Consider the following 13158-nt stretch of genomic DNA (forward strand, 5'->3'; position numbering starts at 1 on the left):
TTAACGGTGCTGTTAACCAGCTTTTGTACGCTGGTTCATAACGCGACAGCCGTTGTCGGCATTTCTTCGAACAGAATGGTTTTCGCCTCGAGAAACGGCAACACACCGTCACGTCCGCCCTCGCGGCCAATGCCTGAGCGCTTGAACCCGCCAAACGAAATACCGAAATCGAACTTGAATGCATTGATGCCTACGGTACCGGTCCGCAGTCGACGCGCTACCGCGTAAGCGCGTTCCGGATCGTGCGTGAAAACGCTGGAGTTCAAACCAAATTCACTATCATTGGCAATATCGATTGCCTGATTTTCGTCATCGGCAGGAATAACGCAGACGACTGGTCCGAAGATCTCTTCGCGCGCAATTACGTCACGATTATCAACATCTGAAAAGACCGTCGGCTCTATATAATAGCCCCGATTTAGATCGCGCGGACGCCCGCCCCCCAGGGCCAGTCGCGCCTTCGAAGCGTTTCCGACTGCAATGTACCGCTCGACTCTGTCGCGATGCACAGAAGATGACAATGGGCCCATTTGAGTGTCCGTGGCGAACGGATCACCTACCTTGAACCTCCCCAAGGCACATGCAAGTGCCTCCACAAACGCATCATGGCGTCGTTTGGGAACAACGATCCGGCTTAATGCGGCACAAACCTGACCTGTCATAAGCGCCGTCGATGCTGCTAGGGATTCTGCTGCCAGTTCCAGATCATAGTCATCCAAAATTATTGCGGGTGACTTGCCACCAAGTTCCAGAGTACAGCGCGCGATGCGCTCGCCGCATATGCTGCCGATCCGTTGCCCTGCCGCGGTGGATCCGGTGAAGGTAATCTTGTCCACACGGTTATCGCGCACCAGCAGTTCGGAAACCTCTCTCTGCGCTGTCAGAACATTCAATACGCCTGCAGGCAACCCGGCCTCTTCGCAGATTTCCGCGAGAATATATGGCGCGCTCGGCGCTTCTGGAGACGCCTTGACGATCACCGTACAACCCGAAATCAATGCTGGCGCGACCTTGTACGCCATAATCAGTCCGGGAGCATTCCATGGCACGATGGCCGCGACCACACCGACTGGCTCCCGGACAAGCAGGGCGGGTTTGCCATCCCCGGCCTGATGCGTTTCCTGCCATGCGAACGAGTTTGCCAGTCCCGCATAATAACTAAAGACTTGCGCTAGGCCTGGGCCGGAGTACTCCGACATTGAGCGCAAAACTCCCGCCTCGGCGCTCCAGTGGTCTGCGAGCATGCCCGCCCTCGCCGTAAGGCCTGCAGCAATTTTTTCGAGGTACGTTGCTCGCTCGGCGTGGCTCATCCGCGGCCACGGCCCTGTGTCGAAGGCCTGACGCGCCGCTGTGACCGCGAGTTCCACATCGGCAGCCTGTGCATCGGCCACCGACAGGAACACCTCCTCACTCGCGCTATCGTAGACGTCAATGCGGCCTGCTGTGGAAGGCGCAGTCCAGATGCCGTTGATAAACAACTTGTCCGGGTGTTTAATCTGGGAAGTTCTGAAGGAACTCATCTATCACGTCCTATCAAAATGCTGAAAATGCCGAAGGCCAGGCGTCCTTGTCCGCTAGAGCTGCGAAATGGTCCTGAGACGATCTGTCATTGCCCTTGCGGTGACGTCGGCCTGCGGGGCGAGAAATTCAAAACCATGAGGCACACCACTATGGACATGTAGTTCCAGTGGCACCCCGGCCCTCGCCAAGTTCAAAGCAAAAGCAATAGATTCGTCGCGAAAGATATCAAGATCGCCTACCTCGATGTAAGTCGGTGGTAGTCCAGAGAAATTTGTCAGCCGCGCCGGTGCCGCTAGTGCAGGTACGAGATCACCACCAATGCGCTCTCCCAGTAGCGCCTGCCAGCCAGTCCAGTTGTTGTCGGCTGTCCACGTCGCGTATGGCGCTATTGCCGGATCAACCTCCGTTCGACGATCGTCTAGCATGGGATAGATGAGGATTTGGCGCGCCAGCGCTATGCCCCTGTCCCGCGCTGCTGCTGCTAGGCCCGCCGCCAGTCCGCCACCAGCGCTATCACCCATCACCGCGATCCTCGCCGGATCGACATTCAGCCCTTCTGCATTGTCGATGAGCCAAGTCAGCCCTGCCACGCAATCTTCCAACGGCACCGGATAAGGGTGTTCCGGGGCAAGGGCGTAATCCACCGAAAGCATGGGAACGCCGGTAGCAGCTACGTAAGATGCTACCACCCCGTCGTAATTCTCGGCAGAACCAGAGATCATGCCTCCACCGTGAATATACAGTACTGCAGGGCCCGAAGAACCCGCCTTTTGCTGGTACCACCGCAAACCGACAGCCCGGCCATCGTCGGATCGTGTTTCACGCACGGAGACAGTCACGGCATCAGGAAGAACCAAAGCCGTCGCAGCGGCTGCAAAAACAGCATCGGCGGTTTGGCGCAATTGCTGCCAATTTCCTCGTGGGACCGAGGAAAATGGCTGATAAGTCTCCATTTGAGCAACCGATGCTTCAAATTGGGGGTCCAATCTGCTGGCCATGGCCCTAACCCTCCCCGGCCAAGACTGCGCTCTGAGTCACAACGCCTTTCGTCAATGTAAAACCCTCGTAGCCGTTGGCACGGACCTGCTCGCACTTACGGCGGTAGACATCGAGGCCACCTGTATAAGGCATAAAAACACGTGGCTTACCTGGAACGTTTGCACCGAGATACCAGCTGTTTGCAGCCGGAAGCAGCGTTCGCGATGCGACCTCGTTAACATGATCCACCCACGCGTCTTGCGCGTCACGTCGCGCTTCAATAAGGGAGATGCCATCGGCTTTCATGTCGCCGATGCAATCGGCAATCCATTCGACATGCTGTTCGATGGCCACCAGATTGTTGGTGAGCACCGATGGACTACCGGGTCCGATGACATTGAAAAAGTTTGGAAAGCCAGCGACCATGAGCCCGAGCAGCGTACGTGGTCCCGCAGACCACTCGTCTCGCAGCGAGATGGCCTTGCGGCCACGAATGTCGATCTGCGACAAGGCACCAGTCATAGCATCGAAGCCCGTGGCGAAGACTATTGCATCAAATTCATGAAGTACGCCGCCCGCGATGACGCCTCTGTCAACAACCCGCTCGATCGGCGATTTGTTGACGTCGATCAGTCGGACATTGGGTCGCTTAAAGGTATCGAGATAGCCGGCGTCAAGGCAAGGCCGCTTGGCACCTAAAGGGTAATCCTTGGGTATCAGCAGGTCCGCCAATTCAGGATCACCAAGCTTTTCGCGCATCTTCGTTTTCACGAACTCTGCCCCGACATCGTTGGCAGCCCGATCCAACAAGAGATCGTAAAAGGTATTGAGCAGTTCTAGACCGCCCCGATCCCACCGGCCTTCCAATCTGTTCCGCGCTTCCTCCGGGGTCAGTTCAAGAGCGCTTTCGGTTCCCAAAGGCGTTGCTAGTCCGCCGAAACTATAGGCAGCTTTTTTACGTTGTTCGAAGAAATGCGCTTTGGCTTCCTTGACGTAGCCGGGCTCTAGGGGACCGTTGAAGGCAGACACGCAGTAATTCGCGGTACGTTGAAATACAGTCAATTGACCGGCCTGCGCACCAATTTCCGGGATCACCTGAGCACCGGATGATCCGGTTCCGATGACTGCCACGCGCTTGCCAGCGAAATTTACTTCGCTACTGGGCCAGTCGTGCGTATGATAGGTTGCGCCCTCAAATGTCTCGAGCCCCGGAAAATCAGGGATGCGCGGGACCGAGAGGTTGCCAGTCGCCATGATGCAAAATTGCGAGGAAATTTTTTCACCGCGATCCGTCTGGATTACCCAGCGCCCGGACGCCTCGTCGTAGTACGCGGACATCACCCGCGTGTTAAAGCGAATATCGCGACGCAGCTCGAGTTTATCTGCTACGTAATTCTGATATTTGTTGATTTCGGCCTGGCTGGGGTACCGCTCAGACCAGGTCCACTCGCGCAGGATTTCCTCGGAGAAGCCATATTGGTACTGTATGCTTTCAACGTCGCAACGAGCACCCGGATAACGGTTCCAGTACCACACGCCGCCAACTTCGGGCCCGGCTTCAATGACGATCGCAGAAAGCCCGAGCTTTCGCAGCTTGTGCAACATGTACATCCCGGAGAAGCCGGCGCCGACAACAACTGCATCGAAGCGTTCGTCGCCAGGCGAGCTGATCTTCCCGTCCGCCTTGTTCACAATATTGGACTCCATCTGGACTCTCCCGAAAACCGTACGCAATTCACTTTACCTCTACGGCGGATATGATGTTCGATTAACTTAACGGCGATTTGAACGTTATTTACTTTTTTCTCGGCGAAGATCGGCGTTCCTACTTGCAATATATTGCCGTATTTGAACGATCTCTTTATCAGAGAGTTTTTCGCTGAAGTCCGGCATTCCAACGGACGTCAGGGCCCCCTTCACAAGCATTGGAAACGCCTCGTACACTTCCGGTGAGATAGACCGCAGGTCCGGCGGTCCGGCGCCACCGGCGACTGCGTCTGCACCGTGACAAACTGAGCAGTGAATGGCGTAATTAAGAGCGCCCGCCTTGATGTCCTTTCCGCCTCCGTTTGCGGGCAGCGCAACCAGTGGACGGTCGGGCAATACTTGTGGGGGGAGCGTTTCCTTGCCGCCAAGCTTGAACACAAGGATCCGCGCGCTTGAAAGGACGTCCACCTTGGGCGCCAAAGCCCCATTGAGCAGCGGAAAGATGCCACCCCAGCCTGCCGCCACAGCGATATATTGCTCACCTTTTATCCGGTAGGTGACCGGTGGCGCCATCACGCCTGTCTGCGCGGAGAACTGCCACAACAGCTTGCCATCGCTAGCGCGAAACGCGACTAGGCGACCGTCCGCAGTGCCTTGAAACACAAGGTCGCCACCCGTGGATAGAACCCCGCCATTCCAGATCGTATCATAGTCATGCGACCAGACTGCCCGTTGCCGGATCGGATCCCAGGCAATCAATCGTCCCTTCCAAGAACGGGCGATGGCCTCTCGGTCGCGCTCATTGCCCAGGCTGGGGAACTTGCCATCTTTCACCACATCACCCCTGCCGGGTGCCGGAATAGGGGCCGGGCCCGTGATGCCGCCGACGTTCATCGTTCCGAGGTGCTTTGACATCGGAGCCTGAGTGAGCTCCTGAAAGAAGCCCGCCGTAATCTGAGCTGGAATGTAGACCAGCCCAGTCTGAGCGCTGAACGACATTGGCTGCCAGTTATGCGCGCCGACGGAATCCGGTGAAACCACTTTGGCTTCGCCCGGACCATATCGAGCAATCGCTTCATTTACGATCGCGCGACCCGTTTTCTGATCGATCCCGCTAGCCCAGTTCACCGGCACGAAATTCTTCGCCGAGATAAACTGGCCGGTGACCCGGTCAAGGACATAGAAGAAGCCGTTTTTAGGCGCCTGCATGATGACCTTGCGCTTACGGTTTCCAATTTGAAGATCGGCCAGGATCATATTCTGTGTAGCGGTGTAGTCCCAGGAATCTCCGGGTGTAGTCTGGTAATGCCAGACATATTCGCCAGTCTTTGGACGCAAGGCTACGATCGACGAGACAAAGAGATTGTCGCCCTTCCCTTCGCTTCTCAGCGTGCGGTTAAAGAAGGAAGCGTTGCCCACTCCGATATAGAGAAGGTCGAGCTCCGGATCGTAAATCATCGAATCCCAGACGGTGCCGCCACCGCCCTGCTCGATATATCCCTTGCCGTACCAGGTGGGCTGGGCAATTTTCATTGCCCGAGTGTTGGAATCCGGAGCACCCGGTCCGCCCGGTACGGTAAAGAAGCGCCATGCCTGTTTGCCAGTATTTAGATCATAAGCCGTGATATAGCCTCTAACACCGAATTCCGCCCCTCCGTTGCCGATGACCACAACGTTTCCGGCGATGACTGGCGCACCCGTGATGGTATAGTTCCGAGCGCGATCTACGATCGTATCGGCGCTCCAAACCACTTTCCCGCTTTTGGCATCCAGCGACACCAGTCGTCCATCAAAAACACCAACATAGACTTTGCCGTTCGCCACAGCGACGCCACGATTGTTAGGGCCACAACAACCTCTACCCGTTATTCCACGATCGACTTCAGGGTCGTAGTGCCACAACTCTTGTCCCGTCGTTGCGTCAAGTGCATATACGATGCTGTACGGACCGGTGACATACATGACGCCGTCCACGACAATCGGGGTGGCCTGCATCCCCCGGTCCGGATCAATCTTGAAGGACCAGGCGAGCCCGAGTTCGCGGATGTTGCCCGAGTTGATGTTAGACATTGGGCTAAACCGCGCGCCATTCACAGATCGTCCGTGCAAGGCCCAACCCTGATCGGTCGCTCCGTCGTCAAAGGCATTGCTCTTGGTAGCAGAGCAGCCAGACAGGATTAGCCCCGCCGCGCTCGCCCAACCTACCAAAAAATGCCTGTTCACCCTGCTCTCCTATCTAACTATCCGGCAATGACGCTGTCACAGCACCATGTTCGCGAGCCCACTTGGCCGCGTTCGCGCGGCTCGACGCATATGACACTTGAATAGTGGTACAAGTTTTTTCGGCAATGTCCTGGATGGCCATTCTCAAGTCCGTTCTCGCCATTCTGAAATCGCTCGTCGATTGACGTCCTCAATCTGCGTGGCGGCACGAAAGGCACTCGGGCTGTGAACGCAGCTATGCGCGTACGAGGGAATGCAGTCAGGCACCATCGTGGCTAGATCCCAAAGCTCCGGCAAGGCCCGCATCGAGACGATGTCAATGTCGGTATAGCATAGAAAGCGCCCCTCCCAACGGGGGTAAGGCCTCGCGGAAATCTTTAATACTCATTCCCGTCTGGCGTTTAAACGCCCTAGAAAGTCCGGAGGCATCCGAAAACCTCAGCTTCATCGCAATGTCCGGTAGCGACGCGGAACGGCTCGCCAGCAGCTTCTTTGCCTTGCGAATTTTGGCGTCGTTGATCACTTCCGAGAGTGTCCGTCCTTCATCCTTTAATCGCCGGTGGAAGGTTCGTTCCGACATTGCAAAGCGGCGCGCCGCTTCGGAAAGGGACGGGAACCAGTCTTCATCGCTGTCCAGCAGCGCTTCCAGTCGCTGCACCAATGACACTGGCGGTTGGCAGGCTGTAATTTGCCGAACGCACTCTTGCGTGTAAGCATCGCAGAGGTTCCTGTCGGACATAATCGCCGGAACGCTGGTCGCACCGCGTCTGAACCGCCATTGTGTGATTTGGGCATTGAATTCGACCGGGCAAGGAAAAGAGGCCTGTAATTCATCCCAGTTCTCCGGCGGAGGGGCTGCCAACGAAATTCCTTCCACCACCTCGCCTGAGTTGCCTGTCAAATCTTGTATCAGCGTACGAATGAGACCTAAATCTCGATACAGAGAAAAATTGCGGAACGCGCCCGGTATTCCCGCATCCTCACCCACAAGGCGGCTGGACCCGTCTGCAGCAGCGATAAGATTGTATTTGATCAACGAATATGTGAGCGCCTGATACTGCGAGCAGCCGGCAAATATTTCGCCAAGATTTTCGGCGGTCATCATGGCAATGCCAAACGAGCCATAACTGGCTGCTCTATAGCCGAGTCCCAGTTCCACCCAGAGATTGCTTGTATTCGTCGTTGCAGCAAAGAATCCCTGTTGCAATCGCAGTTCAGCCCCAGCCGTAACGGCATTCTGCATATCCGTTACAGTTGGATCCACGCCAGATCGACGGCAGAAATCCTGCCAATTGATCCCCATCCGGCGGGACAAGACGTCTCGCATTATGCGGGCGCTGTGGTTAGGTAATTGCACGGAGAGCGCGTCTGCCCTCATCTCATTATCCTATCCCAATGATTATATTTTCTAGGAATGTACCATTTTTTTTCAGCGTTGCAATACTCTCTGCATAATCTGGCGCAGTGGTATAGCGATACCCAGAGCCAATGGTCTGAAGGGCTGGCTGGCTGACATCCCCCCAGATCGCCGGCAACTCCCAATACCAACACCCCGAACCGCTTTTTTGGACTTTGCACACCGCCGGAGGTGAGCGCGAGGCGCCAGCACGCTATGAATGAGAGGCCTCATCGCGAATACAGGCCAGGCACCCTACGTCCTTCGGGCTGTGATCGCGCGGAGGTAACGGGCCGTTCCGAGCCACAATCTCCCTAGTGCCGACCATGTGCTGGACAGAGACCGGCTTTTGTCATCCGGCACTCTGTCCCCCTGAGCCTTTTAAGATGCGGCGTCACCGGCCAGCGCCCTGTGACGATATTTGGCCGCAGGATGCCGATCGTTAAGGCGCGATGTTCCAAACCATTTCTTGCGAAGCGTTCCCGGGGCGTAATCGGTCTGCATCAAACCACGTCGTTGCAATTCGGGAACGAGATAGCGCGAGAAGTCAGCCAATTCTCCTGCCCCGTTCAAAAATGCGATGTTTAATCCATCGATTCCGGACGCAGCCCATTCTTCTATATGAGCAATGACTTGGTCCGCAGTGCCTACAGCATGCGGATACATAGCCTTCATCAACGCCTCGCGGAAAGTCCACTGCTTGTTCGGAAAACCTTCTGCGAGCGCACGCAGAGCGCCCTGCATCGCTTCCGTGTTGAGGTCTCCAATCGGTGTATCGACATCAACATCCTTGAGGTCTACACCCATGGCTGCGCTCAGATAGGCCAGCCCCGCCTCATCCTTCAGGAACGCATGATACTCGGCAGACTTCCGCTGCGCTTCTTCCTCCGTGGCGCCGACAATGCATGTGAACGCCTGAAATACGAGCGCGTCATCGGCGTTTCGACCAACCTCTACGAGTTGCGAGCGGAGGTCGTTGACAAATGTTTCAGCACCTTTCGGACTTTTTGCCGAGATAAATACCGCTTCTGCGTTACGAGCCGAAAAGGCCCGCCCGTCAGACGATGAACCTGCCTGGAACAAAACAGGTACTCGCTGAGGTGAAGGTTCGACGCAGAATGGACCGGCACAACTGTAGAATTTGCCGACATGGTCGATGGGATGGAGCTTGGCCGGATCTGCGTAAACGCCCGAGTCTACATCGCGGACGACCGCATCGTCCTCCCAACTGCCTTCCAGCAACTTGTAGACTACATCGACATAGTCGGCAGCGCGTTCGTAGCGCTCCGCGTGCGTAGCAACTTCTTCAAAGCCCACGTTACGCCACGCCGTCCGCTGAAAGGATGTGACTATGTTCCATGCCACACGACCTTCGGTCAGATGATCGAGTGAAGCAACGCGGCGGGCGAACGAATAAGGCGGAGCCTGGATCACGTTCTCGCTGAATGCGAAACCGAGATTTTCCGTCGCAGCGGCGAGCGCGGATATGAGGGTCGCGGGATCGTTGATCGGGAATTGCACCGAATTCCGCACCGTAGCGTCGCGCGATCCGCCAAAGGTGTCATAAACTCCGGAATGATCCGCCCAGAAGATCGCGTCGAATTTCGCCGCTTCCAGATCGCGGGCAAGTTGGATCCATGACTTCAGGGACCTGTAATCATGCCCTGCCGCCAGCGGCTGATTCCATGGCGTACCAGGATATCCGGACGGTGAATTTGTCGTGAACATGCAGAATTTGAGCGGACGACGCTTTCCTGACTGCCCCGTTACATCATTCGACATTTAAATTCTCCTCAGACCCCGCGAACTTGCTGCGGAATACCGTTGGTGATTATTTCAGGTCTACCTCTGATAGCTCTCGAGCATTTTTGCCCAGCCGGCTTTCAGATCGTGCTTCAGATGCACCTTGAACATCTTCTGCGCGTTGCTTCCGTCCATCAGGGGAACCGTTCCTTGACCGACAGCGTCGTTTGACAGATCAATCGACGCTCCCGGGATCAGTTCTCGCAAAATTGCCATCGATTGCTCGACAGTCACAGTTTGATCGACCGGTGCGTTGTAAATTCTTCGGTCAGCCTTCGGACCGAAGGCTGCCGCACAGAACACCTCAGCCATGTCCTCATTAAACATGGGCTGCCACTTCGACGAAGGACCGCCAGCGAGCGCCGGAAAGGTCGCGTGTTGGCCCAGAGCAAGCCGACGCAGCATATCATTGAATTGTCCAGTGGCTCCAGAAAGCCGACCAAGTCCATAAACATAAGCGAGACGGAAGCCGACGACATCGAGGCCATTGTTATTGTGGTATGCCTCGGCTATTTGCTCGCAGGCAACCTTGGTGGCGCCGTAGGGGCTCGACGGACCTACGAGATCGTCTTCAGTAACCAGTGCTCCCTCGGGGTATCGTTCCATCCGACCATATACCCCGGCGGTGCTGGCCCAGACCATCCGCTCAATTTCATGAGCTTCTGCGAGTTCGCAAAGATACGCGGTCGCAGCGCAGTTGCCCATGACGGCACTTAGCGGATCGGCGACGGAATGATGCTTTATGATAGCTGCCAGGTGAATGATCCGCTCGATCCGGCCCTTCTTCACCGTCCGCATGAGCTTTGGCAAATCGGCGATATCGCCGCGAACGATCTCCACCTCATCCCTCACCTGGCCGAGGTTTTCGAGATTGGGTGAAAGATCATAGACCACGACCTTGTGGCCGAGGGAGACAAGCCTCTTAACAGTCGGACCTCCAAGAAGTCCCGTTCCCCCCGTGACCAAAATATTCGCCATATGACCTCACCCTTCGAAAATTAATTTTTGTCTGTTTGCTTATAGATACGCACAGGACATGACAGTATTGATCGCTGTATAAACTAGCACTTCTTAGTCACCCATAATTGTTACGCCACCATCAACTACAAGATTATGGCCTGTAACAAATCTTGACTCCTCAGAAGCAAGGAAGACCGCAGCTCCGGCAATATCTTCAGGCGCGCCGATCGATCGAAGCGCCGAACCTTGCTTAAATTTCTCAAGTAACTCCGGGTTGTCCCACAGCGACTTAGCGAAATCAGTCTTGATCAGTCCGGGCGAAATTGCATTGACGCGAATTCCATGTGGACCGAGCTCCTGCGCCATGTTCCTGACAATCTGCAGATCGGCCGCCTTTGTGACGTTGTATCCGCCGATCACCATGGATCCCCGCATGCCTCCGATGGAGGACATGATGATGATCGAGCCCCCTCCCCGCTTGATCATGTGCGGAGATGCCATCTGGACCAACCAATGGGTCGCAAGGATATTGTTTTCCAGAAGCTTCCTAAACTGATCATCCTCAAGTTCGGACATGGGACCGTAGGCCGGATTACTTGCTGCATTGCAGACGAGCACATCAAGGCCGCCTAAACGCGCGACTGTTGCATCGACCAGGTTCTGGAGTTGGTCTTTTGCACCGATGCTGGCGCTGATCGCGATCGCAGCCTCGGAACCGCAGATACTGTTGATTTCCGAAGCTACCTCGTCGCATGCTGTCGCCTTGCGGGACGAGATGACCACTTTCCCGCCCCGCTTGGCCAAGGCAAGGGCAACACTCTTTCCAATGCCGCGAGTTGACCCCGTGACGACGCAGACCTTTCCGGCAAGATCGAACATAGATACCCCGCCCCTTACTTCAGTACGAAGCTGGGGTAAGGTGCCTTCTCGGCCCTCAGCTTATCGACGTAGTTATGAAAACCGCCAAGGTAGGCTACCGGAGCGACCTTCTTACCTGGGATGTTAGCACCCAGAATCCATGAATTTGCACCGACCCCGTCCTTGAGGACCGTGGTATCAATAACTTCTTGGGCCAGATCAGCCCAACCTTGCTCGGCCTGCTCGGTCACTTCCATGACTGCATCGCTGCTTTGCGAACGGACGAATTTTATTGCATCTCCGATCCAATCGATATTGCGCTCGATCGTGGTCGGCACGTTCCCGAACGTTGCCAACGGACCCGTTATCATGAAGAAATTGGGGAAGTCGTGCGTTGCTACGCCAAATAGGGTTTTCGCGCCCTCAGCCCATTTTTCCGCAATAGTCTGGCCCGATTTACCACGAATTTCGACCGAAGTAAGCGCGCCGGTAAAAGCGTCAAACCCGGTAGCGATAATCAGGTCATCAAACTCGAAGATCGATCCATCCTCAAGCTGCAATCCCTCAGGAATCACACGCTCGATCTTGTTGGTCTTGATATCTACCAGCGTTACCTTGGGGTTGTTGTAAGCCTCGTAGTAACCGTGCCCTGCTGGCGGACGCTTGGAAGCGTAAGGATGATCACGAGGGGAAAGAAGCTCGGCCGTCTCAGGATCTTTCACAATGCTGCGGATCTTGGCGCGAATAAATTCGCTCGCGGCTTGGTTGCATTCAGGATCGACCATGACGTCATCAAAGGTCTCGAAGAGGAAACGGAAACCACCTCGTCGCCACCCCTCTTCGAAAATTTCCATGCGCTGGTCTTCGGTGAAATCCCGGTAAAGGCGGCCTGTGACATCCATGGGCATGGCGAAGGCATGCCGGTCAACCTTTTGCCAGATTTGCGGATATCTCCGCTTGATGTCAGCCCTGAACTCATCATCCAGATCGTGGTTCTGCGCGGGAATGACGAAATTGGCCGTCCGTTGAAAAACGGTCAGACTATCGGCGTGCTGGGAGACTTCAGGCACAATCTGAACGCCGGTGGCGCCGGTCCCGATCAGGCCGACCCGCCGCCCGGTAAAATCGGGCTTTTCATCCGGCCATCGCGCAGTGAGCAGGACGCGCCCCTCGAATACGTCGAGACCGGGAAATGGGGGGATAAAAACGGACGAAAGGATGCCCATAGCGGAGATAAGGAATCGACAAGCATATTCTTTGTCACCGACGGAAACGCTCCATTGCCTGCGATCCGCGTCATATATCGCTTTGTCAACTTTCGAGTTGAAGACAATATTGCTCCGAACATCGAGCTTGTCCGCAGCATAGCTCAAATATTGGCGAACTTCGTCCTGCTTCGGATAACGCTCAGTCCAGTTCCACTCCTGCCCCAATTCTTCAGAGACAGAAAAACAATAGTACCAGGCCTCGCTGTCTGTTCTCGCCCCGGGGTACGTGTTCCAGAACCAAACGCCCCCGACATCACTCCCTGCTTCGAGGCAAAGCACATCGCGTCCATCCTGCTTCATTCGGTTCAGCATACCGATGCCACCAAAACCGGCACCGATCACGATAACTTCGTGGAACTCTACCTTGCCCATGAAAACGCCTCTCTCAAACACAACCTTCTCCGGAGCCCTCGCATCAACCGAGTCAGCACCGTTTCATAATAG

At 55.6% G+C, this 13158-nt stretch carries 9 protein-coding genes; all 9 read right to left on the reverse strand.

Going from position 1 to position 13158, the window contains the following annotated elements; all coding sequences use genetic code 11:
* Nucleotides 1-35: 35 nt before the first annotated feature.
* The 9 genes from NUH86_RS06565 to NUH86_RS06605 all read right to left on the reverse strand — a co-directional run bounded on the left by NUH86_RS06565 (nucleotide 36) and on the right by NUH86_RS06605 (nucleotide 13086).
* Complete coding sequence (locus NUH86_RS06565) at nucleotides 36-1520, reverse strand: aldehyde dehydrogenase (protein WP_267251682.1); 1485 nt, start codon at nucleotides 1518-1520, stop codon at nucleotides 36-38.
* Nucleotides 1521-1574: 54 nt separating this feature from the next.
* Nucleotides 1575-2519, reverse strand: coding sequence for an alpha/beta hydrolase (locus tag NUH86_RS06570; protein ID WP_267251683.1), 945 nt, complete (start codon nucleotides 2517-2519; stop codon nucleotides 1575-1577).
* A 4-nt stretch (nucleotides 2520-2523) separates the two neighbouring features.
* Entirely contained in the window at nucleotides 2524-4206 is a 1683-nt protein-coding gene (locus NUH86_RS06575; RefSeq protein WP_267251684.1) for a flavin-containing monooxygenase, read from the reverse strand.
* Nucleotides 4207-4290: 84 nt separating this feature from the next.
* Nucleotides 4291-6429 carry a PQQ-dependent dehydrogenase, methanol/ethanol family gene (locus tag NUH86_RS06580; protein ID WP_267251685.1) on the reverse strand — a complete coding sequence of 713 codons (2139 nt, stop codon included), beginning with the start codon at nucleotides 6427-6429 and terminating at the stop codon, nucleotides 4291-4293.
* Between the two features lie 316 nt (nucleotides 6430-6745).
* Complete coding sequence (locus tag NUH86_RS06585) at nucleotides 6746-7744, reverse strand: AraC family transcriptional regulator (protein ID WP_267251686.1); 999 nt, start codon at nucleotides 7742-7744, stop codon at nucleotides 6746-6748.
* Nucleotides 7745-8206: 462 nt separating this feature from the next.
* On the reverse strand, nucleotides 8207-9607 hold the full coding sequence (locus tag NUH86_RS06590) for an NtaA/DmoA family FMN-dependent monooxygenase (protein WP_267251687.1): 1401 nt from the start codon (nucleotides 9605-9607) through the stop codon (nucleotides 8207-8209).
* Between the two features lie 60 nt (nucleotides 9608-9667).
* On the reverse strand, nucleotides 9668-10606 hold the full coding sequence (locus NUH86_RS06595; RefSeq protein ID WP_267251688.1) for an NAD-dependent epimerase/dehydratase family protein: 939 nt from the start codon (nucleotides 10604-10606) through the stop codon (nucleotides 9668-9670).
* Between the two features lie 93 nt (nucleotides 10607-10699).
* Nucleotides 10700-11467, reverse strand: coding sequence for an SDR family NAD(P)-dependent oxidoreductase (locus tag NUH86_RS06600; protein WP_267251689.1), 768 nt, complete (start codon nucleotides 11465-11467; stop codon nucleotides 10700-10702).
* A gap of 14 nt (nucleotides 11468-11481) precedes the next feature.
* Complete coding sequence (locus NUH86_RS06605; protein ID WP_267251690.1) at nucleotides 11482-13086, reverse strand: flavin-containing monooxygenase; 1605 nt, start codon at nucleotides 13084-13086, stop codon at nucleotides 11482-11484.
* Nucleotides 13087-13158: the final 72 nt, after the last annotated feature.

The sequence above is a fragment of the Sphingobium sp. JS3065 genome, from assembly GCF_026427355.1.
Lineage (GTDB): Bacteria > Pseudomonadota > Alphaproteobacteria > Sphingomonadales > Sphingomonadaceae > Sphingobium.

Bases quoted from the DNA above. Each gene is read 5' to 3' on its own strand.
- NUH86_RS06565 (WP_267251682.1), bottom strand. From the start codon at position 1,520: ATGAGTTCCTTCAGAACTTCCCAGATTAAACACCCGGACAAGTTGTTT.
- NUH86_RS06570 (WP_267251683.1), bottom strand. From the start codon at position 2,519: ATGGCCAGCAGATTGGACCCCCAATTTGAAGCATCGGTTGCTCAAATG.
- NUH86_RS06575 (WP_267251684.1), bottom strand. From the start codon at position 4,206: ATGGAGTCCAATATTGTGAACAAGGCGGACGGGAAGATCAGCTCGCCT.
- NUH86_RS06590 (WP_267251687.1), bottom strand. From the start codon at position 9,607: ATGTCGAATGATGTAACGGGGCAGTCAGGAAAGCGTCGTCCGCTCAAA.
- NUH86_RS06595 (WP_267251688.1), bottom strand. From the start codon at position 10,606: ATGGCGAATATTTTGGTCACGGGGGGAACGGGACTTCTTGGAGGTCCG.
- NUH86_RS06600 (WP_267251689.1), bottom strand. From the start codon at position 11,467: ATGTTCGATCTTGCCGGAAAGGTCTGCGTCGTCACGGGGTCAACTCGC.
- NUH86_RS06605 (WP_267251690.1), bottom strand. From the start codon at position 13,086: ATGGGCAAGGTAGAGTTCCACGAAGTTATCGTGATCGGTGCCGGTTTT.